Annotated in this window: 25 protein-coding genes; 7 read left to right on the top strand and 18 right to left on the bottom strand. The window is 39.2% G+C overall.

What is annotated here, in order from left to right:
- Nucleotides 1-39: 39 nt before the first annotated feature.
- Nucleotides 40-333 carry a cell division protein ZapA gene (locus tag ALW18_05565; GenBank protein ID AOE52031.1) on the bottom strand — a complete coding sequence of 98 codons (294 nt, stop codon included), beginning with the start codon at nt 331-333 and terminating at the stop codon, nt 40-42.
- An 8-nt stretch (nt 334-341) separates the two neighbouring features.
- On the bottom strand, nt 342-632 hold the full coding sequence (locus ALW18_05560; GenBank protein ID AOE52030.1) for a hypothetical protein: 291 nt from the start codon (nt 630-632) through the stop codon (nt 342-344).
- 179 nt (nt 633-811) lie between these two features.
- On the opposite strand from ALW18_05560, the gene ALW18_05555 reads away from it, so the two are divergent.
- Genes ALW18_05555 through ALW18_05545 form a run of 3 tightly spaced genes read left to right on the top strand, consistent with a single transcriptional unit; the run spans nt 812 to nt 5,772 of the window.
- Nucleotides 812-2,533 (top strand): peptidase M23, encoded by a 1,722-nt coding sequence (locus ALW18_05555; protein ID AOE52029.1) that lies wholly within the window; start codon nt 812-814, stop codon nt 2,531-2,533.
- Nucleotides 2,526-4,997, top strand: coding sequence for a TonB-dependent receptor (locus ALW18_05550; protein ID AOE54320.1), 2,472 nt, complete (start codon nt 2,526-2,528; stop codon nt 4,995-4,997). Before ALW18_05555 ends, ALW18_05550 begins: the two co-directional genes overlap by 8 nt.
- A 46-nt stretch (nt 4,998-5,043) precedes the next feature.
- On the top strand, nt 5,044-5,772 hold the full coding sequence (locus tag ALW18_05545) for a hypothetical protein (GenBank protein AOE52028.1): 729 nt from the start codon (nt 5,044-5,046) through the stop codon (nt 5,770-5,772).
- Between the two features lie 105 nt (nt 5,773-5,877).
- Here ALW18_05545 and ALW18_05540 read toward each other — a convergent pair whose 3' ends face one another.
- The 6 genes from ALW18_05540 to ALW18_05515 all read right to left on the bottom strand — a co-directional run bounded on the left by ALW18_05540 (nt 5,878) and on the right by ALW18_05515 (nt 12,461).
- Nucleotides 5,878-6,576: a hypothetical protein gene (locus ALW18_05540; protein ID AOE52027.1), complete on the bottom strand. Its 699-nt coding sequence runs from the start codon at nt 6,574-6,576 to the stop codon at nt 5,878-5,880.
- Between the two features lie 3 nt (nt 6,577-6,579).
- The gene (locus ALW18_05535) at nt 6,580-7,203 is read right to left on the bottom strand and encodes a haloacid dehalogenase (protein AOE52026.1); all 624 of its coding nucleotides are present in this window, start codon (nt 7,201-7,203) and stop codon (nt 6,580-6,582) included.
- A gap of 125 nt (nt 7,204-7,328) precedes the next feature.
- Nucleotides 7,329-9,155 carry an antibiotic ABC transporter ATP-binding protein gene (locus ALW18_05530; protein ID AOE52025.1) on the bottom strand — a complete coding sequence of 609 codons (1,827 nt, stop codon included), beginning with the start codon at nt 9,153-9,155 and terminating at the stop codon, nt 7,329-7,331.
- The gene (locus ALW18_05525) at nt 9,155-10,882 is read right to left on the bottom strand and encodes a phosphoglucomutase (GenBank protein ID AOE52024.1); all 1,728 of its coding nucleotides are present in this window, start codon (nt 10,880-10,882) and stop codon (nt 9,155-9,157) included. The genes ALW18_05530 and ALW18_05525 overlap by 1 nt, the downstream gene beginning before the upstream one ends.
- Nucleotides 10,883-10,934: 52 nt before the next feature.
- Nucleotides 10,935-11,885 (bottom strand): glycosyl transferase family 2, encoded by a 951-nt coding sequence (locus ALW18_05520; protein AOE52023.1) that lies wholly within the window; start codon nt 11,883-11,885, stop codon nt 10,935-10,937.
- Between the two features lie 3 nt (nt 11,886-11,888).
- A complete protein-coding gene (locus ALW18_05515; GenBank protein AOE52022.1) occupies nt 11,889-12,461 on the bottom strand; it encodes a hypothetical protein in 573 nt (190 codons plus the stop codon).
- A gap of 239 nt (nt 12,462-12,700) precedes the next feature.
- Between ALW18_05515 and ALW18_05510 the strand changes: the two genes are divergently transcribed.
- From ALW18_05510 to ALW18_05500, 3 genes are all read left to right on the top strand, one after another.
- Nucleotides 12,701-12,973 (top strand): 50S ribosomal protein L31, encoded by a 273-nt coding sequence (locus ALW18_05510; GenBank protein AOE52021.1) that lies wholly within the window; start codon nt 12,701-12,703, stop codon nt 12,971-12,973.
- Between the two features lie 229 nt (nt 12,974-13,202).
- Nucleotides 13,203-14,381, top strand: coding sequence for a glucose-1-phosphate thymidylyltransferase (locus tag ALW18_05505; protein AOE52020.1), 1,179 nt, complete (start codon nt 13,203-13,205; stop codon nt 14,379-14,381).
- A gap of 58 nt (nt 14,382-14,439) precedes the next feature.
- Nucleotides 14,440-15,015 carry a hypothetical protein gene (locus ALW18_05500; protein AOE54319.1) on the top strand — a complete coding sequence of 192 codons (576 nt, stop codon included), beginning with the start codon at nt 14,440-14,442 and terminating at the stop codon, nt 15,013-15,015.
- A 49-nt stretch (nt 15,016-15,064) separates the two neighbouring features.
- On the opposite strand, the gene ALW18_05495 is transcribed toward ALW18_05500, so the two are convergent.
- From ALW18_05495 to ALW18_05455, 9 genes are all read right to left on the bottom strand, one after another.
- Entirely contained in the window at nt 15,065-15,529 is a 465-nt protein-coding gene (locus ALW18_05495; GenBank protein AOE52019.1) for a hypothetical protein, read from the bottom strand.
- Nucleotides 15,530-15,545: 16 nt separating this feature from the next.
- Complete coding sequence (locus ALW18_05490) at nt 15,546-15,989, bottom strand: hypothetical protein (protein ID AOE52018.1); 444 nt, start codon at nt 15,987-15,989, stop codon at nt 15,546-15,548.
- Nucleotides 15,990-16,063: 74 nt separating this feature from the next.
- On the bottom strand, nt 16,064-17,341 hold the full coding sequence (locus ALW18_05485; protein AOE52017.1) for a hypothetical protein: 1,278 nt from the start codon (nt 17,339-17,341) through the stop codon (nt 16,064-16,066).
- On the bottom strand, nt 17,341-18,012 hold the full coding sequence (locus tag ALW18_05480; GenBank protein ID AOE52016.1) for a transcriptional regulator: 672 nt from the start codon (nt 18,010-18,012) through the stop codon (nt 17,341-17,343). Before ALW18_05480 ends, ALW18_05485 begins: the two co-directional genes overlap by 1 nt.
- Nucleotides 18,013-18,097: 85 nt before the next feature.
- Nucleotides 18,098-18,517 (bottom strand): hypothetical protein, encoded by a 420-nt coding sequence (locus tag ALW18_05475; GenBank protein ID AOE52015.1) that lies wholly within the window; start codon nt 18,515-18,517, stop codon nt 18,098-18,100.
- Between the two features lie 640 nt (nt 18,518-19,157).
- Complete coding sequence (locus ALW18_05470) at nt 19,158-19,766, bottom strand: hypothetical protein (protein AOE52014.1); 609 nt, start codon at nt 19,764-19,766, stop codon at nt 19,158-19,160.
- 4 nt (nt 19,767-19,770) lie between these two features.
- Nucleotides 19,771-21,372 carry an ABC transporter substrate-binding protein gene (locus tag ALW18_05465; GenBank protein ID AOE52013.1) on the bottom strand — a complete coding sequence of 534 codons (1,602 nt, stop codon included), beginning with the start codon at nt 21,370-21,372 and terminating at the stop codon, nt 19,771-19,773.
- Nucleotides 21,373-21,374: 2 nt separating this feature from the next.
- On the bottom strand, nt 21,375-21,671 hold the full coding sequence (locus ALW18_05460) for a hypothetical protein (GenBank protein ID AOE52012.1): 297 nt from the start codon (nt 21,669-21,671) through the stop codon (nt 21,375-21,377).
- A complete protein-coding gene (locus tag ALW18_05455) occupies nt 21,655-21,918 on the bottom strand; it encodes a hypothetical protein (GenBank protein ID AOE52011.1) in 264 nt (87 codons plus the stop codon). The genes ALW18_05460 and ALW18_05455 overlap by 17 nt, the downstream gene beginning before the upstream one ends.
- Before the next feature lie 111 nt (nt 21,919-22,029).
- On the opposite strand from ALW18_05455, the gene ALW18_05450 reads away from it, so the two are divergent.
- Nucleotides 22,030-23,400, top strand: coding sequence for a 2-methylthioadenine synthetase (locus ALW18_05450; GenBank protein ID AOE54318.1), 1,371 nt, complete (start codon nt 22,030-22,032; stop codon nt 23,398-23,400).
- A gap of 49 nt (nt 23,401-23,449) precedes the next feature.
- Here the strand turns inward: ALW18_05450 and ALW18_05445 are convergent, their stop codons facing one another.
- Nucleotides 23,450-25,093, bottom strand: coding sequence for a hypothetical protein (locus ALW18_05445; GenBank protein AOE52010.1), 1,644 nt, complete (start codon nt 25,091-25,093; stop codon nt 23,450-23,452).
- Nucleotide 25,094: the final 1 nt, after the last annotated feature.

Genomic DNA, 25,094 nt, shown 5'->3' with positions numbered 1-25,094 from the left:
TAGGCAGTATTTTGACGTATGTAAAGAACGTATTTTTAATTATTTTGAGAGAAGCTCATTTGCTCTTTCATCCATTTTACGAAGCCTTTCCAGAGCTTCTTCAAGGTTAGCAGACTTATCCAGCTGCTTTTGTTCTACCTGTGCTGCAAATTGTAATGCACACATGGCAAGTACATCCTGTTTGTCGCGAACCGCATAATTTTCTTCGAACTGCCTAATCATGGTATCAATCTTTTTCGAAGCACTTCTTAGTCCTTCTTCCTGAGACGGATCTACTGTTAATGGGTAAACCCTGTCGGCAACTGATATCTTTATTTTAAGCTTTTCGTCCATCTTTTATATTAATCAGATAGTTGTGCTATACAGTAATCAATTTCGCGAATCAATGAATTTATCTTGAGTTTTGTTTCTCTTTTATTTTCGTCACTGCCCAGTAATGAGTTGGCCATCCTTAGAGATTCGTTTTGCTGTTTAAGCAACGCAACCTCCTCACTCTGCCTGCTTAAGGCCAAAGCCGACCGGGAAACCTCGTTTTCCAGCTCGTGATTTTGCTTCTGTAGCGTGTCCAGTTTCTGGGCAAGCTTTTCGAGCTTAATCTCAAGAGCATCAACTATATCGGATAATCCGTTCATAACAGTCAACTTTCATTACATGATTTTACAAAGTTAATATTACTTTAATTAGAAACAATACTTTGTATAAAATTTATGCGAAATTTTTCGTAGAGGCGTAATAAATTGTAAGGTAAACAGTTATAAGAATAAGCCAAACACTGCGGTTTTTTTACTGGTTTTTTATATTTTAGCCCTCTATGAGATTACTTTTTTTCCCCTTACTGTTTCTTACTACGATGCTGTGGGCTCAGCAGCCTTATCCGCAGGACTATTTTAGGTCGCCAATGGAAATTCCGGTTTATCCTTCCGGTACATTTGGCGAATTGCGTAACAACCACTTTCATGCAGGCCTTGATTTCAGGACAGAGCAGCGTGAGGGCTTACCCGTGTATGCCGCTGCCGATGGCTACGTATCGCGCGTAAGGGTATCTTCGTATGGTTACGGAACTGCATTGTATATTGATCACCCGAATGGGTTTACAACCCTTTATGGGCATTTACAGGCGTATTCTGAAAGGATAGATGCCTATGTAAGGGCAAAACAATATGAAAAAAGATCCTTCGATATTGAGCTTTTTCCTTCTAAAGAGGAAATCAAGATAACAAAAGGCGAACTTATAGGTTATTCGGGAAACAGTGGTGGTTCCGGTGGGCCGCACCTTCACTTTGAATACCGCGATACCAAAACAGAATGGGTAATTAACCCGTTGCTGTTTGGGCTTGATAAAAAAATGGGCGATACCAAAGCGCCAAATGTTTTGGGGTTAATGGCATATCCGCTAAGTGACGATGCTGTCGTGAATGCTTCTGTTAAACCAACGCTTGTTGCCTTAAAGCTACAAAAGGACGGTACTTATCTTGCCGATAAAATTTCAGCGAGGGGTAAAGTAGGCTTTGCGGTTAACGCCAGCGATAAATCTACAGGAAGTGTTGGTAACAACGGGTTGTATAACATTCAGACGTATTATAACGGAAGTCCTTCTTTTCATGTTACCTTTAACACCTTTGCGTTTGATGAATCGCGTTACGTAAATAATTACATCGACTATCAAAGGTATTACAGCACGGGGCAGCGTTACCAAAAGCTATTCATCAAGACGCCGTATTCACTGTCATTGGTAAAAAACAATACATCAAACGGGCAGTTTGATGTTGTATCGGGCGAAACAAAAAATTACAGGATAGAGGTTAGTGATTTCCACGGAAACAAAGCCGTTATTAACGGAAGCATTGATTATTCTGATGCTCCTGCAACGGTTACCGAAACAAAAAGGGTTACGCCATATCTTGTAAAAGTGGGTAATGATCATAATTATACTAAAAATAACGTATCAGTCTTTATTCCGGCGAATGCCTTCTATGAAGATTTTTATATGGATTTTGATGTGCAGGATTCTGTACTTCACCTTCATAATGCGACGGTGCCGGTGCATAACCCGGTTACCGTTTCGTTTGATGTGAGCCACCTTTCTAAAGACGTGCTTAAAAAAACGTTTATTGCAGGCTTTACAGATAAAAGAGTGTCTTACAACTCAAGCTATTTGCAGGACGGAAGGCTTACTGCCAAAGTAAAAACACTTGGCGATTTTAAGCTGGCGCAGGATTATAATCCGCCAAAAATATTCAGCCCTAGTTTTGCCGAAGGAAAGTGGCTGACCAAAAATAAGCAGTTCAGCTTTAAAATAAGCGATGATAAATCAGGTATTGCAACAATTGATGCGTGGCTTAACGGAAAATGGACACTTATGCATTACGATTATAAAACAAGAATTATATACCACAATTTCAGCGATGGCGTTGTTGCCGAAGGACGTAACGATTTAAAAGTCACGATTACTGATAGTGTGGGAAATTCTGCTACCTTTGAAACGCATTTTTTCAGAACACAAAATCAAACCTCTGTTGAAAACAATAAATAAACTTTTTACGCTGCTGCTCTTTATAATCAGCGTTTCTGCATTTGCCCAGGACAAAGCCCTTATATACGGTGTACTTTTAGATGAAAACCGCCAGCCAGCCGAAGGCGTTACTGTTTTTTATGAAGATGGAGGCCTAAAAGAACAAACCTTGTCTGAAAAAACAGGTTTTTATAAACTGGAAATTCCTGCAGGTAAAGAGATTATTATTTATTTTTCACACTTAAGCTATAGCCCGGCGGCTATTCCTATCAGGCTTAATGCTAAAGAAAAAGCAGAGATAAACGCTGTGTTAACTTCGCATAGTAAAGTGCTTGAAGGACTTACTATTGATGGCGAAACAAGCCGACAGAAAGTGCAGGGTTTGACAAGGATTCCGCGTGAAGTTATCAGGAATATACCAAGTGCTAATGGTGGGGTAGAGGCAGTTATCAAACTTTTAGGGGGAAGGTCAAACAACGAAATGAGTACGCAGTATTCGGTACGTGGTGGTAACTACGACGAAAACCTTGTGTATGTAGAAGATATAGAAATTTACCGTCCGTTTCTTATACGTTCGGGACAGCAGGAAGGACTAAGCTTTACCAACACTGCTATGGTGCAGAATGTTGAGTTTTCTGCCGGTGGTTTCCAGGCGAAGTATGGTGATAAAATGTCATCTGTCCTTGATATCACGTATAGGAGGCCAGTGCGCTATGGTGTTCAGGCTGAGGCCAGTTTTCTTGGCGGAAGCCTTACTGCCGAAGGCGTAAGTAAAGACCAGAAATGGAGTGCTATAGTAGGTGGGCGTTACAGGGACAACAGTCTGTTAGTAAACAGCCAGGAAACGGAAAGCAACTTTAAGCCGAGGTTTACGGATGTGCAGACGATGATCAACTTTTTGCCATCTGATAAGTGGGAGCTAAGCTTTCTGGGTAACATTTCTCAAAATAAATACCAGTACCAACCATTAACAAGGCAAACCAATTTTGGTACTATTGATGATCCTGTGGCGTTACAGATATTTTACAACGGACAGGAAAAAGACGAATACACTACGTATTTCGGAGCATTAAAATCTACCTATGTAGTATCAGAGAATTTCATGTTTAAAGTGATCGGCTCGTTATACCACACTCAGGAGCAGGAACATTTTGATATTCTGGCACAATACAATCTTGGCGAAGTAGATACCAACATAGGTTCTGATACTTTTGGAGATATACAGTATGCCCGCGCTGTCGGTTCGCAATTAAATCATGCCCGTAATAACCTTGATGCGCTTATTGCAAACGTAGAAGTTAAGGGTTACCATAATATTGACAGAAGCAGGTTAGAGTGGGGTGCAAAATATACCCGCGAAGATATTCGTGACCGTTTGTCAGAGTGGGAAGTTATCGACTCAGCAGGATTTTCTATCAGGCCGCCGGTTATTGACTTGCCACGCAACGACCAGCCTTACAACCCTTTTACAGGAGCGCTTGTTCCTTATCAAAACATTCGATCAACCAATTTTGTAACGATCAACCGTTTTTCAGGATTCCTTCAGTGGAGCCAAAGGGCAAAACTTGGAGAAGCCGATCTGTTTATGAATGCGGGTGTACGAGCGCATAACTGGCAAGTTAACGGTGAAGTAGAAGGCAAAGCGCAAACTACTATCAGTCCGCGTGCACAGTTAACGCTTAAGCCGGCATGGGAAATGGATATGCTTTTCCGCCTGTCGGGAGGTTTTTATCACCAGCCGCCGTTTTATCGCGAAATGCGTGACTCGTTAGGACAGGTTAGGCCTAATGTAAAAGCACAGCAGTCTATCCATATTGTTTTTGGTAACGATTATAGCTTTAAGCTATGGCAGAGGCCGTTTAGACTGGTGTCTGAAGCTTACTATAAAAAGATGGATAACGTTAATACCTATACGCTTGAAAACGTACGTATGCGTTACCGCGCCAATAATGATGCTGTTGCGTATGCCTACGGTCTAGACCTTCGTATGAATGGTGAGTTCGTTCCCGGTACCGAATCATGGGTTGGTATCGGCTACATGAAAACCGAAGAAAATATAAACGACAGGGGATATATTGCAAGGCCAACAGACCAAAGGCTTCAGTTTAGCGTGCTGTTTCAGGATTATGTACCTAATATACCTAGTTTAAGAGCGTATCTTAACCTTGTTTACAATACAGGATTGCCGGGTGGTTCGCCTTCATATGCCGATTCATACCAATATCAGTCGAGGCTTAATGATTACCGCCGTGTAGATGCCGGTTTCTCTTATGTATTTGCCGATGCTAAAACACAGCATCCTAAAGGGCACTGGTTGGGTGTGTTTAAAGAACTGACACTTGGCCTTGAGATATTTAATATGTTTAATAACCAAAACTCAATCACCAATACATGGGTGCGCGATGTATATACCAAAAACCAGTATGGTATACCAAATTACTTAACCAGCCGTGTATTTAGCCTTAAGCTGAACGTAAGCATATAGTTATTTGAAACATTTTGCGTATTTTTGGTATTATATCTCTTAGAAAATGAAAAAAGCCCTAATAGCACTACTTACTTTGTCTTCTGTATTTTTAGTAAGTTGTAAAGAAGAAGCGGCAAAGCCAAAGGTTATTTATGATGGTAGTCAGCCTACTAAGGCGCAGCCAAAGAAAATAGATTCGACCGAGATTAAAGTGGCCGACCTTCCCGTACACATGGAAGGGACTAAATACCTTATACATCCGGTAGGAGATATCAGAATCTATGATGACAGTAACAGGAGCTACGGTACGAGCCGTACCAATAATTCTGTTAGCTATGCGATATCTAATTATAACCGTTTTGAGATTACAGGCTATTTTGAAAATCTTAAATTTCAACATGCCGATTCTACTGCATTACGACCGTTAACTGATAAGAAGATCCAGATACAAACTGCCACTTACCTGAATACTATTTCAGATAAATATAAAAAGCAATTATTACTGTATACCCTTGTTGATGCCGATACCAATCAGGATGGCAAGGTAGATTCTAACGATATCAGGTCGTTATACATCAGTGATATCAGTGGGCATGGTTTTAAAAAGCTATCTCAGGATGTTCAGGAGCTTATCGACTGGAACCTTATTGAGGCGCAGGCGAGGGTGTATTTCCGTACAATTGAGGATATCAATAAAAATGGTGCTTTTGATAAGAATGATAAAGTACACTATTATTTTGTGAACTTAAATTCATCTGACCTGGAAGTGGTTAGTTACGAACCGGTGAACTAGTTTACAGTACTTCGATGCTAGATAAGACGAACGACAGTCTATTTATAAAACAAGAATCCCGATATAGCTACTATATCGGGATTCTTGTTTTATACAGTTTACCTACTATACAAAAATATCGCTTTCCAGGTCAGATTTTTCTATTTCAAAATCAAAGCCCAATTGCTGCATAAGCTGTATTACCAGGTTCTTGTACCAATTCTCTGATTTTGGATGAATGTAGATCTTATCAATAAGTTTGTGGATATCAACATTGGTCTTTAAGCCTTCGTTGATATTGAGGTTATGTTCAGAGAGGTCGGATATTATCCTCACTTCAAGCTCATACTGAAAACTCTTTCTTTTAAAGAGGAAAGGGAAGAACTTATTATCCAAAGGAACATACTCCTTTTTATAATCGATATATTTTACTGCGCCAATGTGCTGATCATAACGATTTTCAGGCCCCAGTGCCTCTTTCATTCTTCCGATGGTAGATTGTATAGCCAGCCCCTCGTTATTCTTTGTAAAGATCTGCCACATGGCGAACGATTCATATTCGTTAATATGCCAGCTGCTTATAACAACGTTTTTACGATGGTGCTTATGGTGGTCGAGGAATTCAGGATTGTTTGCCGATAATTTCTTTAGCTCCTCGTAAGTAGGTTCGCTGAATGTCCCCTCATACTGATCTTCAAATTTGTCCGACCTTGACATAAACAATTGCCTGCACAGCAGCATATCCAGAAATTTGGAAAGATCCATATATTTCCAGACGACGGTGTCGTTAGGTAGCTGGTTTATCTGTTCATCAGGAACGTACATCGGTTATGAGTTTAGGTAAATATCTCTAAGTTGTGCAAAGTGTTCTATCTTAAAATCTGCGGCAGAGGCATCCTGCATATCATTCTTATCATACAGCACCGTTGGTATGCCGAGTGCCTTGGCAGCAGCAATTTCAGATTCAGAATCATCGCCTACTACAAGCACTTCATCCGGCTGGTAGTTGTAGCGTTTCAGTATATCGGCAAAAACGTCTTTTTTGGTAGTCTCCACAGGGTTAACTACATGTATTTCTTTAAAGTCGTCGCTGATGCCTAATTGCCTGATCTTGCTGAGCTGCATGGTTTTAAAGCCAGTAGTAACCAGGAAGCGTTCTCCGGGAATATTTTTAATTTCAGGATAGTCTTCAAATGTATTCATTTCATCCTTATAATCTATAGTTTCCTGAATATCAATTCCCTTTTGTGTAAGTTCATCGCTTAAATTATGGCGTTGTGCTACAATGCGGAAAGGCGTTCGCATGATGGCATATTTAATAGCATCCATGCTATCGTTATGCTGACCGCTTTCGGCAATTGCATCAAACAAAGGTCCGAACAGTTTCTCTCCAATAGAGCTAACGGGGAATATAGTATTATCAAGGTCGTAAATAATGGCTTTCTTAGGCATGTATCGGGTGTAGAATTAAAAGTTTAAAGTTACGGCATAAAAAAATAGCTGCAAAAAATGCAGCTATCCTTAACCAAATATTATTATTTCAACTTCCCCTCCAAAGGAGGGGAAGTTGAGTATGTCTATTCAAACGACTGCATAGTAACCAGCTTTTTGTAGGTACCGTCGCGGGATATAAGTTCGCTGTGAGTACCCTGCTCTACAATACGCCCTTTTTGCAAGACTACTATAAGGTCTGCTTTCTGAATGGTAGAAAGCCTGTGTGCAATAACAACCGATGTCCTGTTTTGCATCATGTTCTCTAACGCCTGCTGTACCAGTTTTTCGCTTTCGGTGTCAAGGGCAGAGGTTGCCTCGTCAAGAATCATTATCGGTGGGTTTTTAAGCACGGCACGGGCGATACTAAGGCGTTGCTTCTGTCCACCAGAAAGTTTGTTGCCGCTATCGCCAATGTTTGTATCTATGCCGTTAGGAAGTCCTTCTACAAACTCATAAGCATTGGCAATTTTAAGTGCAGCGATGATTTCTGCATCGGTAGCGTCCTGTTTACCAAGCGATATATTATTGCGAACAGTATCGTTAAATAATATGCTGTCCTGGGTTACAAGACCCATCATGCCTCTTAAGGAATCAAGTTTATAATCGCGGATATCAGTGCCATCCACTTTAATTGCGCCTTCCTGTACATCATAAAAGCGTGTTAGCAGGTTGGCAATAGTACTCTTTCCACTTCCTGATTGTCCTACAAGGGCAACAGTCTGACCTTTCGGTACGGTAAGAGAGAAGTTTTTAAGAACATCTTCCTGATCGTAACGGAAGTTTATGTTCTCAATAGAAATATGGCTATCAAACGTGTTTTTATCTGTAGCCTTAGGGCTATCTGTAATAGGGTTGTGCTGCTCCAGGATATCCATAAGCCTGTCTGCTGCCGCATTTCCTTTCTTGATATCATATGATGCCTTAGAGATAGCTTTAGCAGGAGTAAGAATATTGTAAGCAAGACCCATATACCCGATAAATGCAGCGCCTTTAAGCGTGCCTTCAACAAGCACCATGTGACCACCATACCATAACAGTATTGCGATAACAAGGATACCCATAAATTCACTTAATGGAGAAGCCAGGTTCTGACGGTTAAGTATTTTGTTGGACAATGTATAGTGTCTTTCGGTAGAGCCACGGAATTTTGATGAAAAGTAACCTTCGGCAGTAAAGCTTTTAATCACTTTAAGTCCACCAAGGGTTTCTTCTATTATAGATAGAAATGTTCCCTGCTCTAATTGTGCACGTCCTGATTTTTTCTTTAATGATTTACCAATTTTAGAAATGATAAACCCTGAAACCGGAATGAATATAAACACAAAAATGGTAAGCTTAACATTGATTTTCAGCATCAGGAAAATTGAAAAAACAATGGTAAGCGGTTCTTTAACGATAAGTTCAAGAATTGATAAATAAGAAGATTGTACCTCGTTTACGTCTGATGACATCCTGGCAATAACGTCTCCTTTACGTTTTTCCGAATAGAAAGATAAAGGCAACTCGATCACTTTTTTGTACATGGCATCACGAAGATCCCTAAGTACACCGTTGCGTAAAAATGTAGCAAAAAATAATGCTACATAGTTACACAGGTTTTTTATAAGGAAAATGGAGATGATAACCACCACCATTGCCCCCAATGTATATTCTACGCCTTTGGTTGCGGTAGTTGTGGTTACATAGTAGTTTAGATATTCTTCGAGATAGCTTTGAATATGTTCGTACCCCTTGTACACCGGCTCAACCGTTACTTTTTCAGTGTCACCAAAAATGACAGAGATCATTGGTATTAGCGCTATGAATGAAAGCGTGCTGAAAAAAGCATATAATACGTTGAAAAATATATTTAAGAACGCATACTTTTTGTACGGCAGCGCATAGCGCATTATTTTTTTAAAGTTACTCATTAAATAAGGTTCATCTCTTCGATGATGTTTTTAATCTTATCGTCCAGAGACGCTTCAACGGCTTTAAAGTTCTTAACGTCGTCAAGCGTATCGTTTACGCTAAAGTAGAATTTAATTTTAGGTTCTGTGCCACTAGGGCGGGCACATATTTTAGTACCGTCTTCAAGGTAATAAATCAATACATCAGATTTTGGAAGCTTCAGTTCTTCTGTTTCATCTGTAAACAGGTTACGTGCTGTAGATGCATTATAATCTTCAACCATAACCACGCGCTGCCCGTTAATTTCTTTAAGCGGATTGTCGCGAAGGTCAAGCATCATCTGTTTTATCTCGGCAGCGCCATCAATACCTTTTTTGGTTATTGATATAAGATATTCTTTGTAGAAACCGTACTGCTCATATAATTTAAGCAATTCCTGGTATAATGAACTTGCATTTGCTTTTGCCTGTGCTGCAATTTCGCAAAGTAACAGGGTAGAAGTAACAGCATCTTTATCGCGTACTTCGTCGCCTACCATATAGCCAAAACTTTCCTCGCCACCGCCGATAAACGTCTGTTCCGGGAAGTCAACAATCATTTTAGCGATCCATTTAAAGCCGGTTAATCCTACTTTAAAGTCGACGTTGTAAGCAGAAGCCAGTTCCATAAGCATTGGGGTAGAAACTATCGTAGAAGCAACAAACTCATTGCCTTTAAGAAGTCCTTTCTTTTTCCATTGCTCCAAAAGGAAATGCGTCATAAGAACCATTGTCTGGTTGCCGTTAAGCAGTGTCATAATGCCGTTTCCATTACGTACAGCTACACCAAGGCGGTCACTGTCGGGGTCGGTACCCACAACAATATCAGCATTGATCTCATCCGCTAAGGCGATAGCCATAGAAAGTGCCTCAGGCTCTTCCGGGTTTGGCGATTTTACTGTAGGGAAGTCACCATCTGGTTTTGCCTGGTCTGCAACAATATGTACGTTGTTATATCCTGCATTTTCAAGCAGGTCGGGGATAAGCGTAACCGATGTACCGTGCAGGGGAGTAAACACAACTTTAAGTTCGTCTTTTGCTTCCTGCGGGGTGTTGAATGTTGCTGCCTGTAAAGACGTTTGTATAAACGCTTTATCAATAGCATCGTCAATATATTCAATAAGGCCTTCATTGGCCTCAAATTTAATCTGGTCGTAGTTTAGGGCTTCAATTACGTCAATAAGTTCACCGTCCTGCGGTGGAACCAACTGACCGCCATCCTGCCAGTATACTTTATATCCGTTATATTCGGGCGGGTTATGCGATGCTGTAAGAACAATACCTGCGTGGCAGTTAAGTTTTCTTACTGCGAAAGAAAGCTCAGGGGTAGGGCGTAAGTCGGAGAAAAGGAAAACTTTAATTCCGTTTGCCGAAAATACATCTGCAACCACTTTTGCAAGCGTGTCGCTGTTGTGGCGGCAATCATAGGCAATAGCTACCTTAAGCTCTTCGCCGGGGAATGATGTTTTAAGGTAATCAGAAAGGCCCTGAGTGGCTTTTCCAAGGGTATATCTGTTAATTCTGTTAGTCCCCGGACCCATAATGCCACGCATACCACCCGTACCAAACTCAAGATTTTTATAAAAACATTCTTCAAGTTCTTTAGGCGAAGAAGTCATCATATTTTTAATTGCGGTGTGTGTATCAGCGTCAAAAACAGGCGTTAACCAAATATTTACTTTATCAAGTATAGATTTTTCAATTTCCATTTTAAGTTTAAATTTTAGAGGATTGATTTTGATTCAAGTTACAAAATACAACTTATAAAATTTCGCTAATTTTATAGCGCTCCTCGTTATTTTTTGTGCGGAGGATTATCTCGCCAAGAAATCCTGCCAAAAACAGCTGCGTACCAATAATCATAGTGGTAAGCGCAATGTAAAACCACGGGTTATCTGTAATAAGTATGGTGCTCTGGTGCTGTGCCAGCCTGTATAGTTTTACGGCACCTATATATATAGATGCACCAAAACCTATAAAGAACATAAGGGCGCCTAGTGCGCCAAAAAGGTGCATAGGCCTTTTGCCGAAACGCGACAGGAACCAAATGGTTATAAGGTCAAGGAAACCGTTTACAAAGCGCTCCATACCAAATTTGGTAGAACCGTACTTACGTGCCTGGTGTATCACTACTTTTTCGCCAATTTTAGCAAAGCCCGAGTTTTTAGCAAGAACAGGGATATAACGGTGCATTTCGCCCGATACCTCTATGTTCTTAACTACTACATTCTTGTAGGCTTTAAGGCCGCAGTTAAAATCGTTAAGCTTTACGCCCGATGTTTTTCTGGCAGCCCAGTTAAACAGTTTCGACGGAAGGTTTTTTGCCACGACAGAATCGTAACGTTTTTTCTTCCAGCCCGAAACAAGGTCGTAGTTTTCGCCGGTAATCATGGCATACAGACCCGGAATTTCATCGGGGCTGTCCTGAAGGTCGGCATCCATAGTAATGATAACATCGCCCTGAGCTTTTGCAAAACCGGCGTGTAATGCCTGCGATTTACCGTAGTTTCTCTGGAAACGAATACCTTTAATATTGGGGTTTTGTGCAGCAAGCTGCTCAATGGTGTTCCATGAATTGTCGGTACTTCCGTCATCAATAAAGATAACTTCATAGCTGAAATTGTTTTCGGCCATGACCTTTACGATCCACTGGTGTAATTCTTTTAAAGATTCCTCCTCGTTTAGAAGGGGTATTACTATAGATATGTTCATTTATTATTGTTCTGACCCAACTTTGTTTAATTCCTCGTCAGATGGTGTAAAAGGATAAGGATTGTTTTTTTTCATCACCGCTGCAACAATAAGACCTATAATAGTATGAATTAACAATCCACCCAGGTAGGACTGAAGTTGTTTTAGAATACTAAAATTGTCTACCTCTCTCATAGCTTCAACAGTCTTTCTTATTTCTTCTGTTTTAACTCCCATATTCTTCATCATGTTAACAGTCATTTCTGTCGTTGCTACCATTATGGTTTCTTTAATCGAAGGATCAATAAAGTTGAATAACAGGTACATGAAAATTATACTAATCAGTGATGCTAATGCCATTGTTATAAAATAAACAGTAAAAGCCTCTTTAAATGTAATAAATCCGCCTAAAGCCTGTTTTGTTTTTGCAATAACAAATATTCCAAATATAAGGTTCATTAAAATTATACCTAAACCTACCCAAATACTTACAAATTTTGTAGGGTCGGTAACGTAAATAATTACAGTTATAAGTATTGAAACAATACCCAGAATTACACCAAAGTTTAATCCGTTTTTCTTTACTATTTCATTCATGGTTTTGATAGGTTTGATTTTAATTGACAAATATACTAATTCCACTACAATGAGTATACAAAAATGTATTTGTGTTACAGTGAAAAAAAAGTAAGTTAGATATTTGATATTAAAAAAATAAATGTAATTTTGCACACTCAAATAAAAAGTTTAAAAAACAAAAAGCTGTATATCATTTACACCTTTCGTAATGAAAGCTTCAAAGTGAGGTATAGCCAAAACAATAAAAATTTATCAAGATGAAAAAAGGTATTCACCCGGAAAATTACAGATTAGTTGCATTTAAAGACATGTCTAACGACGAAGTTTTTATCACTAAATCTACTGCTGACACAAAAGAAACAATCACTCACGAAGGTGTTGAATACCCTGTAGTGAAAATGGAGATCTCTAGAACTTCTCACCCTTTTTACACTGGTAAATCTAAACTTATCGATACTGCAGGACGTATCGACAAGTTCAAAACTAAATATGCTAAATTTAGCAAACCAGAGACTACAACTGAAGAGTAGTTTATTCTCTACATTATATACAAGAGCCTTCCCGAAACGGAAGGCTTTTTTTGTCTTTGTTTTTTGCCACTAACTATACGAATTTTCACGAATCAGCTGATCAAAAATTAAAACACTAAGTTATTATCACATTTATTAATTAGGGTAATTGTGTAATTCGTTGCAAAACCTAGCGAAATACATTTTGAAACTTTGTAACTTTGAGTCTTTATAACTTACAAACTATAAAATGAACTACATTCTTTTTGACGGGACAGTGCGCAACGCCCTGCTTCCTTTTACTTACACAAGGCCGGTTGCCGATATTCGTGTCGGAATTTTAACCATTCGTGAAAAATGGGAAAAATACCTTGGCTATACTACCACTACTTTAACAGAGGAATACCTAATGGAGAAATTCCCTATGGTAGAGATGGAAGAGAATGTAATGATAAATGCTTCTTTTCTTCCTAATGAAGTGCTTGCCGAGATGGTTATCGCACTGGAAGAAAACCAGGCTATTTTTCAGGGTGATGATGTTATTGCTTTCTACAGTCATGAAAACCAGGAAGAAGTAGATTTTGATACATATGATATTATAGATTATACTGAAGAATGCCTGAGAATAGAAAATCCGTGGGATATTTTCCAAAAGAATGATGCGGCAATCCGTGAAGATTTTGAATTACTTACTGAAGGACGCACATCGCAGCCGATACCATCGAGCGTAAATGTTATATCGGCCGAAAATATATTTATTGAAGAAGGTGCCAAACTTGAGTTTGTTACCCTTAACGCTTCTACCGGGCCTATATACATTGGTAAGGACTCCGAGATAATGGAGAACTCTGTTATTCGTGGGCCATTTGCTTTATGCGAAGGGGGGCAGGTTAAACTGGCAACCAAAGTATACGGTGCTACAACCGTTGGGCCTCACAGCAGGATAGGCGGAGAAGTCAGTAACTCGGTACTTTTTGGTTATTCTAACAAAGGGCATGACGGATTTTTAGGGAACTCGGTTCTTGGCGAATGGTGTAACCTTGGTGCAGATACTAATAACTCTAATCTTAAGAACAACTACGAAGAGGTTAAGCTTTGGAGCTACGAAAAAGAAGGTTTCGTGAAAACCGGACTTCAGTTTTGCGGACTTATGATGGGCGACCACAGTAAATCGGGTATTAACACTATGTTTAATACGGGAACAGTAGTAGGGGTAAGTGCTAATATATTTGGTAGTGGCTTTCCGCGTAATTTTGTGCCTAGTTTTTCATGGGGTGGGGCTTCCGGCTTTACAACCTATGTAACCAAAAAAGCTTTTGAAACCGCTAAGATTGTTATGTCGCGCAGAAATGTTGAGTTTACCGAAGAGGATGCTGCTATCATGGAGTATATTTTCGAAGACAGCAAAAAATGGAGGAAAGACGATTAATATAATATTGTAGCAATTTCAGGAATTGGCGAAGCGTAATAAACAACCGAAATACACAATAGGAAGCCTGCTATTTTTGCTGGCTTTCGTGTTTTATATAGCCTGTAATCCCGACAAAAAGGATGGGCAAAAAGAAAATCGGGATACTGAATCGGAGCAGTCTGGGCCTTATGCTGTTAGCGATACCCTTGTTGAATTTACAGGCAAAGTTACCGGAATTAAGGATGGCGATACTTTTGAAGTACTGCGTGATGGGAAACCCGAAAAGATACGACTGGTAGATATAGATTCGCCTGAAAGTGCACAGCCTTTTGGAAAGGCGGCTAAAAAATATGCATCAGATCTTTGCTTTGGCAAAACAGTACGCGTATTGCCTAAAAAAAGGAGGGATAGGTACGGCCGAATACTGGGAACTATTTTTGTAGACGATACTATAGATGTTAATGCTCAAATGATTGCCGGCGGCTATGCTTGGCGTTACAAATATTCTAAAAAGAAAGCTTACGGCGCTTTTGAGAGTCAGGCGCGTGAACAGCGTGTTGGGCTTTGGGTTGATGATAACCCTATAGATCCGTGGCAATGGCGGAAAGACAAGAAATTTAAAAATAAGCGTAAAGCTGAATTTCAGCAATAAAAAAATGAGGCACCAAAGGGTGCCTCGTTTTTTTATATATCGGATTTGCTTAATTGTCTATTCTGACAAACCCACCATTAACGTCAAAAACCAGGTCAATTCCGTTTGATAATTCTACATCATAACCATAGCTCTCAATTTCGATAGTGTTTACAGTTGTACTGGCGTAATTGGCTGTTACATAATTTGTAATAGGCACAGGTATTATTGCAGTTGGTATTGCCTGATTATTACCATCTATATCAGTCCAGTTACCGTTAACATCAAAATCGATCTCAAAGCCATTAGAAAGATGTACATCATAAATAGAACCATCGTCATCAGGTCTTGATTCTTTTTCAATACGGGTATACGTTACATCAGGAAAGTGTGTTGCGATAAAATCCCTTGCTGCCTGGGGAAGCTGTGCCGATTCAATTATTGTATCGTTAGTTTTATCGTTGTCGTCGTCACTGCATGATAGTGCAGTAAAGCTTAGTACGGCTGTAAAAGCCAATGCAATTACTCTTTTCATAGTCAGTTATTTTATGTTAGTCGTCAATTCTTAAAAACTTACCTGCGTTATCAAACTTCAGCTCAAGATCGTTTAGGAACTCTACTTTATAACCTGATTTTTCTTTTTCGAATTTCTCTACTTCCAGTCCTTTATAATTGGCAGCTATGTAGGTTGCGATAGGTTTAGGAAGTATGCTTGTTGGAATTGCTTTTTTGTTGCCATCGGCTTCGTCAAGGTTTCCTTTACCGTCAAATTCAATTTCTGTTCCGCCGGTAAGCATTACTTTGTAATCAGTATTGATATAGCCTTTGTCTTCTATGATATAAGATGCAGCCTGATTAGGGAAGTGTTTTGCAAGAAACGTTTGTGCGTTTGCAGGAAGTTCTTTTAGTGCAATGTTCTTTTTTTGTGCAGATACCGTAAGGCTAAACAATAGGGTAAAAGCAAGTGCCGATAATAGGTTTAATTTCGTTTTCATGATAGGTATATTTAAATTTCTTATACAAACTTATACCCTGAATCTGGAAACAATTGGGAAAAACAGAAACTTTTCTATCTTTTTTCAGGGAATGTTATAGTAAAGGTGTGTAATCCGTTAAAGCTGTAAGCGGCTGTAATCTTGTAGTTTGCAATGATGGAATTTACAATGGATAATCCAAGCCCGGTAGATTGCTCGTTATTGGTGTCCCTGTAAAAGCGATTAAAAATCGCATCGGCGTTGAGCGGTTTGCTGTTGCCTGAGTTGCTTATGGTAATGGTGTTTTCTGCAATTATAAAGTTTACCATGCCGCCGGTATGGTTGTGTACTATAGCGTTTTTAAGCAGGTTGCTCACTAACGTAAGTGCCAGCCCTTTGTTCATGCTAAAACTTAGCTGCGCCTGGAAATCTATATTAAGGGTAATATTTTTGTATTCCGCAAGATCTTGGTAATCATCAGTTAGCTGAGTGATGAGCTCGTTAAAGTTCACGATTTCTTCATCGCCATATTGCCTGTTCTCAATTTTAGAAAGCATTAGCAGCGATTTGTTTAATCGTACCAACCGGTTTAGAGTATCGCTTATTTTACCGATTTCCATCATCTGGTCTTCGGGCAGGTTGTTATTGTCTGCAAAAAGTTCAAGTTTATTAAGGCTTATTGCAAGAGGAGTTTGTAACTCATGCGATGCATTTTCTATAAAGTGCTTCTGGCTGGCATAGATCTCTTCGTTACGCTTTAAAAGGTCTTCCAGTTCCAGCCCTAATGTCTTAAACTCTGTAATTGGCGAATGTGGTGCTGTAAAGGTATTTCCTGTGCCTAATCTAAAGTTTTTAAGTCCGTTAAGCATTTCGTAGAATGACTTCCATGCTTTACGCAGAATAACCTGGTTGATTAATGCGATACTGATTACAAGCATTATATATAAGGCAACTAGCGCGGTAAGAAGGTCTTCCATCAGTTCGTCTTCCTCTACCATAGAAGCACGGATAGTAAGCTTGTACGGATTGCCTTTTGAGTCGTTAAAAACGGTTTCTAAAAGGCGTACAGGCTCGTTATCATCATCATATTCCATGAATTCAAACGTGCTGATGAACTTATCCGAAAAGTCATATAGCTTACCTTTAGGAAGCGCAGTAATCTTAAACTGGTTGATACCAAATTCGCGTGTTTCCAAAACCTTTTCATTAGCATACGATTCACGGATAATAAGAATTTTAGAATTCTTAAGTCCGTCGTCAATGTTGTCGTATACTTCGTCGAGGATGACGGCATAAAAAAGGGCAGCCCACACGGCTATAACACCCAGAAGGGCAATAATTAAATAGCGTAGTGTGTAGTTGCGAAGTTTCATTAGCTCATTTTATAGCCCATGCCGTACACAGCCTGTACATCGGCTTCGGCATTGGCGTCTTTTAATTTTTTGCGGAGATTTTTTATCTGCGAATATACAAAGTCCAGATTGTCTGCCTGATCCATATAGTCGCCCCAAACCGATTCTGCCAATGCAGTTTTATTTATCAGCCGGTTAGGATTGATAATAAAATAGTAAAGCAGGTCGAATTCCTTGCGGTTAAGCACAAGAGGAGTGCCATCTACTAAAACAGTTCTTTCTTCGGGCGATAATTTGAGGTTGTTCCATGTAATGGCAGTATCGCCATCATGGCTTTTTCTGCGTATGGCAGATTTTATTCGTGCGTGCAGTTCGGCGAGGTGAAAAGGTTTGGCAAGATAATCATCGGCGCCGAGATCCAGCCCGGCTACTTTATCATCTACTGCATCTTTGGCAGAAATAATAATAACGGCCTCTTTCTTTCGGAGCTTTTTAAGCTCACTAACAAGGTCGAGCCCACTGCCATGCGGAAGCATTATATCAATAAGCACGCAGTCGTAATCGTACGAGCCTATTTTGTCAAGCCCCGATATAAAATCGTGAGCGGTTTCCACAATGTATTTTTCTTTTTCCAGCGATTCGCGAATTACCTCTCTAAGTCCCTGTTCGTCTTCAATTATTAGAATTTTCATACTGCAGCGCATTGCTTTGTATACCAAATATACAGATTATGCCTGCAAGGTATTGTTCAATTCTGGAAAGATTTGGGAAAAAGATCTAGTTATTGGCTATAAATTTGCCACTGCTGTCAAATTTAAGGGCTTTGCCATTGCTAAGCGCAAGCTTGCATTCCGAGTCGCACATTTCTACCCTTGTGATACTATCGTTGGCGTAATTTTCTTTCATGTATTCAACAATAGTCTTGTCCAGAAATTTATAAGGAATTGGTTTTCCTTTGCCATCTACTACTGTAAGGCTGCCGTTATCTGCAAATTTTATCTCTGTTTTATCGTTAAGCGTAATATTATATATCGTTGCTTCTTCGGTATCCTGCTTTACAGCGTGGTGAAACGGACTCCTGAATTTAGAAAGCAATGATCGTGCTCCCGATGGTATCTCCGACCTGTATACGGTTTCCTGTGCCTGTAACGATAATGATGCGATAAATAATCCGGCAGTTAAAAGTAGTAGTTTCATATTTCAGTAATTTTGATTTCTAAGGTAGCTAAAATATCTGCCGATATATTGGTTTTGTGATTTTTTAATTGAGGTTTAACATTAATAAAATAAATTTTGTAAATAATGTAGTAAATGTATGTAAGAATCATATTGAGTAATAGTGTTCAAATTTAATTATTGGTTATAGGATTTCCAGTAGAGACGTTGCACTGCAACGTCTTAGGTGATAATATGGCAGCTGTTATGATAATATGGTAGCGGTTATAAGACGTTGCAGTACAACGTCTCAGGTGATAATATTGCAGCCGTTATCAGTTTTGTGCAACTACGATTTGATAATAATATGGCAACAGTATATTAGATATTGCAGTGCAACGTCTTAGATGATATGGCATCCATTATTAGTGTTGTACAACGACGATTTGATAATAATATGGCAACAGTATATTAGATATTTCAATGCAACGTCTTAGATGATATTGCAGCCGTTACTAGTTTTGTGCAACTACGATTTGATAATATGGCAACAGTATATTAGATATTGCAATGCAACGTCTTAGATGATATTGCATCCATTATTAGTGTAGTACAACGATGATTTGATAATAATATGGTAGCGGTTAATAGACGTTTCAGTGCAACGTCTCTACAGGCAGAATTAATAAAATTTGTCGTTGATCCAGTTTTTTGGATTATTGATGATGTAGTATTTTATTTTTTGGTAGGATACGTGATTTCGTACTATGTGATCATGAAATCTTTCCTGCCATGAGAAATCCGGATTTATTTTGCGTACTTCTTTTGAAACTGCAGATTTATAAGATCTGATTATTGTTGATACCGAACCTTTCTTTGGAGATATCTTAGACATAAATTCATTTTTTTCTTCAGTAGCGACGTTATACTGAGGTGTCTGCCGCACATCAATAAAAATATCCTCGTCAATAATTCCCTTTTGGGAGATTTGATGGTTTAATTTTTCTGAAGGTGAGGTCAAATTATTAAGAACAAGGAGAATATGAATGTGATTCGGCATTATTACAAATGCATCAATTTCAGTATAACTAAAAAGCTTTGGTATTTGTAAAATATAGCTTTTAGCTATTTTACCTTCTTCAGAAAACTTCATGGTTGAATCTACAATCGTTCCAAAGAAATGTTGTTTAGCGTATGTACATATAGTTATAAAGTAAACAGCATTTGAGGCGTAATCCCAATTAGGTAATCGGCTGGAATTAATCCGGTATTTATCGTTAAAAAGATCCATTGCCTCAGGATTTCTTTACTCTCTTTAACACAAGCAGGTTTAAAGGATTAATTCCTAACCCCGAAACATTACTGCGTGTAAAACGTGATGCCTTATCATAGAACAGCGGTATAACCGGGGCTTCGTCTATCATAAGTGCATCCATTTGTTTGTAAAGCTCATGGCGTTTTTTGTCGTCTGTTTCCAGGAAAGCCGCTTCGTATAATTTGTCGAACTTTTCGTTTTTAAAGTGCGTATAGTTAGGACCACCGGGAGAAAAGTTCTTGCTGTAAAAAAGTGACAGGTAGTTTTCTGCATCCGGGTAATCGGCAATCCAGCTGGCTTTAAAGAAAGATACTTTCCCGGTAGAAATAGATTGCGTCAGGGTAGAAGGCGGGTTAACATCAACCTGAACATCCAAACCTATTTTTTGCCATTCACGTTGCAGGTATTCGGCAATATCAAGGTACGACGCACTTGTGCTCATCTGTATTTTTGGCTTGCTGTCTCCTGTTTGTTTTTTATAATCGGCCACAAGGCTGCGTGCTTTTTCAATGTCAAAAGTGTAGCCTTTAGCGCCAAAACCACCCAGTCCGTTAGGTATCATACCACTTGTGGCTGCTGTACCCATACCATTACGAAGGAAGAGTATCATCTTAGAACGGTCAAAACCATAATTCAAGGCCTGTCGTATGCGTTTGTTTTTTACTGCTTTATCTGCACCGTCAAGCCTAAATCCCATGTATTCGGTATTTAGGTAAGGGCCGGTAATCATTTTTACGTCTTTGCTGTATTTAGGCTGTAAATCGCCTTTTGGCGTAAGTATCTCGTCTTTATAGGATGGGTCAAGTCCCGATACAAAATCAAGCTTGCCTTGTACGAACTGAAGGAAACCACTTTGCTTATCAGGAAGGAAGGTAACGGCAACCGATTCTAAATACGGAAGCTTCACACCCTTTTCATCCTTTTCAAAATACAGAGGGTTTTTACGAAGAACCAATTTGACATTCTCCTCCCATATCTTAAACTGAAACGGCCCGGTCCCTATAGGGTTCGACCTGAAATCCTGATTCTTGTCCTCAAAAGCTTCACGCGGTACTACAGAAGCATATTTCATAGTAAGCAACCCTAAGAAAGCAGGAAATGTTTTGGTGAGTTTTATCTCGAAAACCGAATCGTTTACTGCTTTAAAGGTGTCAACATTTTGTAGTATCCATCCGCCGGGAGCAGCAATGTTTTCATCACGAAGGCGGTTAAGGCTATAGGTAAAGTCGGCAGCAGTAACAGTACGGGTGCTATCTTTACCAAAGACAATGTTTTTATGAAAGTACACATCATTACGAAGTGTAAATGTATAGGTCTTTCCATCGGGGGATATTTCCCATTTTTTGGCAATATCCGGTTTTATATTCAGGCTGTCGTCGAGTTGTACAAGTCCGTTAAACAGCTGGTTGCACACCCATATGGAAGGACGGATCTTAGCAAAAGCAGGATCCAGTGAGTTAACAGCCGCATTTTCGTTATAACGAAAAACCAGATTGTCGTGGTTTATAGTTTCTTTGTTTCCGCAGGAAAGAACTAAAAAAAGGGAGATTATATATAGGCTGTAATATAACGTGTGCTTCAAAGCTATTTCGTTTTTTTGGTTGGGTTTTGATACGTGTTGAAAACATTTTCAATTATAATTTCATCTTCATTAAGCCTGAAAATTACAACATACGGAAACCGTTTAATTTTTGCCTGCCTGTATGTTTTGTATATAAGCTTGTAAATTTCGGGATATGTATCTATTGAAACTATACATTCTTCTAACGAAGAAAGAAAATAGTCGCCAAGATCTTTCTGGGCAGATTCATAATATTCAAAGGCGGTTAAAATGCATTTGTGCGATCTTGAAATGTAAATAAGCTTATGCTTTTTTCTCATTAATGAGTTTCTTTAATTGCGCACTGCTGTTTTTTATCTCTTCCCATGAATAGGCACGTTCTTCTCCTGATATATATTTTTCTGTTCCTTCTTCAAGAATTAATTTCTGTTCATCAGATAAGCTAAAACCATAATTATCCTCCTCAATCATAATTTGTTTGATCTTTTGGATCATAGCAGGATCTTCTAATTGGGTTATCCACTCAATCAGGTCTAGTTTATCTTTTTGCAGTTGAACAGATTGCATAACGTTTGCCTTTGTATTGATTTACAAATATAATCAATTGCTTATTTTATTTACTGGTAAATTGTATGTAAATTTGCAGGCTTATTTGGAAGCTTCTACTAGCTTATGATTATGGAAAACAGGAAAAAAGTCGCTTTTTATACGTTAGGATGCAAACTGAACTTTTCAGAGACATCTACTATCGCCCGCAGTTTTCAGGATGACGGTTTTGACCGTGTTGATTTTGAAGACGAAGCAGCGGATATTTATGTAATAAACACCTGCTCGGTTACAGAAAACGCCGATAAGCAGTTTAAGCAGATTGTAAAAAAAGCACTTAAAAAGAACGATAAAGCATTTGTTGCCGCTGTTGGCTGTTATGCCCAGCTTAAGCCCGAAGAGCTTGCGGCTGTAGATGGCGTAGACCTTGTACTTGGCGCTACAGAGAAATTTAAGATTACCGACTATATAAACGACCTTTCTAAAAACGATATGGGCGAGGTGCATTCCTGCGAAATATCGGAAGCCGATTTTTATGTTGGCAGTTATTCTATAGGCGACCGTACACGTGCTTTCCTCAAAGTGCAGGATGGCTGCGATTATAAATGTACCTATTGTACTATTCCACTGGCACGTGGTATTTCACGTAGCGATACGCTGGAAAATGTGCTTAAAAATGCTAAAGAGATCTCTCAGCAAAATATAAAAGAAATTGTACTTACCGGTGTAAATATTGGTGATTATGGTAAAGGCGAGTTTGGTAACAAGAAACATGAGCATACTTTTTACGAGCTTGTTCAGGAGCTTGATAAAATAGAAGGAATAGAACGTTTGCGTATTTCGTCTATTGAGCCAAACCTTCTTAAAAATGAAACGATACAATTTGTATCGCAAAGCCGCACATTTGTGCCGCACTTTCATATTCCGTTGCAATCGGGTAGTAACGATATACTTAAACTTATGCGCCGCCGTTACCTGCGTGAAATATATACCGAGCGCGTTAACAAGATACACGAGGTTATGCCGCATGCCTGTATTGGGGTAGATGTTATTGTTGGTTTCCCCGGTGAGACGGATGAACATTTCCTTGAGACGTATAATTTCCTTAACGAAATGGAAATCTCTTACTTGCACGTATTTACGTATTCTGAAAGGGATAATACGCCTGCGGCTTCTATGCCAGGTGAGGTTCCTGCTAATGTTCGTGCTAAACGCAGCAAGATGCTAAGAGGGCTATCGGTTAAAAAGCGTCGTGCTTTCTATGAGAGCCAGCTCGGTACTACCCGTACCGTTTTATTTGAAAGTGAAAACAAAGAAGGTTATATTCACGGATTTACAGAGAATTACGTAAAAGTAAAAACGCCCTGGAATCCGGAACTGGTAAACACGCTTCACGAAATAAAGCTTACCACTATTGACGAAGATGGTATGGTACGGATGGAGTTTGTAAACCCGCAGGAAGAAGCTATTACTACAAGTGTCTTTAAAGATATTTCAGCATAAAAAAACACCGCTAATCAGCGGTGTTTTTGTTTATTTAAAACATGTTGGTTTATTGAACCATTAGCTTTTTGCTAATAACTTTTCCACTCTGTGTTGTTATATTTAGAATATACACACCCGACGGAAGTGAGCTAATATTAAGAGGATAATTACCATCATTAACAGGTACGTTTACATTTAGCACTGTTTTACCGTCAATTCCTATAACAGTGACAGATTGTAGCGTAGTGTTTTCCATAGTGATATTTACCAGTTCTTTAGCTGGGTTTGGATATACCTGAAGGCTTGCTTCGTCATCCTCATCAACAATTAAACTGAATTTACCCGGAGCGTTAATTTTTGGACCTGTTGACGATTTCGGCGCAAATGAATTACAAGCCTCAATCTCAGCTACAAATACACTGCCAGTTTTAATTTCCGTATTTGGTTGTAGTAGAATAAATTCTCCAGCTTTAAAATTAATGTTTTGTCCTGCCGAAGTCTGATAGTTATTGTTTGCAGTAATACTAACCAGATACTTATAAGTGAACGAAGTGTTTGTTTCGGGAGTACTCAGGGTTATATTGTTAGGGCAGTCTGGCTTTGGTAAAGCCGTTATCGTTTGTGGTAAGCCTAACTGACCCAAGCCCGCACTAAGTGTAAGATAATTTAAATTTATTACACTGTTTGCATAGCTATCAATATTCGTTATACGTGATATAAATGCGGATCCATCATTTAGTGAATTGAAGTTACCATGAGGCACAAAAATTTCATTGAACTTTGTTCGCTGTAATGTACCCCATCTTAGATTTTGATTCACAATCCTTACCTGCAAATTTACAAGGTCAAATACATAAAGTGTACCAAACGGGCTGTTCGCATACGCTACATTGCTATTGCCGGAAAACTCCGACGTATATATAAGAGCGTTATCAACAGCAAATTCGTAAGAAGTATTTACCTGTCCTGTAGCATTATTAAAATTGTAGATTCTAAATCTTCTTGGAGTACCAATTTTAGAGATAGCTACTCTTGAGTTATCAGGGGATACACGTATATGAGATGTTCCATCAATTGGAGCTGCCTGCAAGGTCATTGCGCTTGTAACCGGAGTATTTGAAAATCCGGCTGCGGTAACGGGATAACTATAAAGCGTATTGCCTATAGGGAATAGCACCCAGTACCCATTCTGATTGCTGTTAACCGCAGATGTGATGCCTTCAGAGGTGTTGTCAAACGTATTACCATTTTCATCCAGTAATGGTATATTTTTCTGGTTTGGCAATACATCTCCGAAACCTCCATTTAATGTTAAGTCGACAACTGAGTATGAAAGTACTCCGGGTGAAATTTCGTCGGAAGCAGGAAGTGTGAATACGTAATACAGGTTAGAATTAGCAGGGTGAGGCACTATCAAAGCAGATTGTGTTGTAGAATAATCTCCTGTAAGATCACCGGTGTTGGGCATCGGTAAATGATTGGCTCCCCATATTGTCATACCATCGGTATAAAACAGTAACTGTCCATTTGAATTGCTTATAGAAGCTACCCCTTCAAATTGAGTCATTTGGCTGTTGGTTAGGCTTGTGGGAGGATTAGTTGCAAAATTTAATGCAGCGTTATCGCCAAAATACCAATTGTTATTTTCTCCCTGTGCGAAGCCACCCGCGCTAATAAGTAGCAGGGAAAAGTAAATATATATTTGTTTCATA

Origin of the sequence: Flavobacterium psychrophilum (assembly GCA_001708385.1) — a bacterium.
GTDB classification, from domain to species: domain Bacteria; phylum Bacteroidota; class Bacteroidia; order Flavobacteriales; family Flavobacteriaceae; genus Flavobacterium; species Flavobacterium psychrophilum_A.
This window is presented reverse-complemented; position numbering and strand designations above follow the sequence as displayed.

Bases quoted from the DNA above. Each gene is read 5' to 3' on its own strand.
- ALW18_05455 (AOE52011.1), bottom strand. From the start codon at position 21,918: ATGCAATCTGTTCAACTGCAAAAAGATAAACTAGACCTGATTGAGTGG.
- ALW18_05515 (AOE52022.1), bottom strand. From the start codon at position 12,461: ATGAATGAAATAGTAAAGAAAAACGGATTAAACTTTGGTGTAATTCTG.
- ALW18_05510 (AOE52021.1), top strand. From the start codon at position 12,701: ATGAAAAAAGGTATTCACCCGGAAAATTACAGATTAGTTGCATTTAAA.
- ALW18_05520 (AOE52023.1), bottom strand. From the start codon at position 11,885: ATGAACATATCTATAGTAATACCCCTTCTAAACGAGGAGGAATCTTTA.
- ALW18_05450 (AOE54318.1), top strand. From the start codon at position 22,030: ATGGAAAACAGGAAAAAAGTCGCTTTTTATACGTTAGGATGCAAACTG.
- ALW18_05545 (AOE52028.1), top strand. From the start codon at position 5,044: ATGAAAAAAGCCCTAATAGCACTACTTACTTTGTCTTCTGTATTTTTA.
- ALW18_05565 (AOE52031.1), bottom strand. From the start codon at position 333: ATGGACGAAAAGCTTAAAATAAAGATATCAGTTGCCGACAGGGTTTAC.
- ALW18_05445 (AOE52010.1), bottom strand. From the start codon at position 25,093: ATGAAACAAATATATATTTACTTTTCCCTGCTACTTATTAGCGCGGGT.
- ALW18_05535 (AOE52026.1), bottom strand. From the start codon at position 7,203: ATGCCTAAGAAAGCCATTATTTACGACCTTGATAATACTATATTCCCC.
- ALW18_05475 (AOE52015.1), bottom strand. From the start codon at position 18,517: ATGAAACTACTACTTTTAACTGCCGGATTATTTATCGCATCATTATCG.
- ALW18_05530 (AOE52025.1), bottom strand. From the start codon at position 9,155: ATGAGTAACTTTAAAAAAATAATGCGCTATGCGCTGCCGTACAAAAAG.
- ALW18_05480 (AOE52016.1), bottom strand. From the start codon at position 18,012: ATGAAAATTCTAATAATTGAAGACGAACAGGGACTTAGAGAGGTAATT.
- ALW18_05485 (AOE52017.1), bottom strand. From the start codon at position 17,341: ATGAAACTTCGCAACTACACACTACGCTATTTAATTATTGCCCTTCTG.
- ALW18_05460 (AOE52012.1), bottom strand. From the start codon at position 21,671: ATGAGAAAAAAGCATAAGCTTATTTACATTTCAAGATCGCACAAATGC.
- ALW18_05560 (AOE52030.1), bottom strand. From the start codon at position 632: ATGAACGGATTATCCGATATAGTTGATGCTCTTGAGATTAAGCTCGAA.
- ALW18_05490 (AOE52018.1), bottom strand. From the start codon at position 15,989: ATGAAAACGAAATTAAACCTATTATCGGCACTTGCTTTTACCCTATTG.
- ALW18_05470 (AOE52014.1), bottom strand. From the start codon at position 19,766: ATGGATCTTTTTAACGATAAATACCGGATTAATTCCAGCCGATTACCT.
- ALW18_05505 (AOE52020.1), top strand. From the start codon at position 13,203: ATGAACTACATTCTTTTTGACGGGACAGTGCGCAACGCCCTGCTTCCT.
- ALW18_05525 (AOE52024.1), bottom strand. From the start codon at position 10,882: ATGGAAATTGAAAAATCTATACTTGATAAAGTAAATATTTGGTTAACG.
- ALW18_05495 (AOE52019.1), bottom strand. From the start codon at position 15,529: ATGAAAAGAGTAATTGCATTGGCTTTTACAGCCGTACTAAGCTTTACT.
- ALW18_05540 (AOE52027.1), bottom strand. From the start codon at position 6,576: ATGTACGTTCCTGATGAACAGATAAACCAGCTACCTAACGACACCGTC.
- ALW18_05555 (AOE52029.1), top strand. From the start codon at position 812: ATGAGATTACTTTTTTTCCCCTTACTGTTTCTTACTACGATGCTGTGG.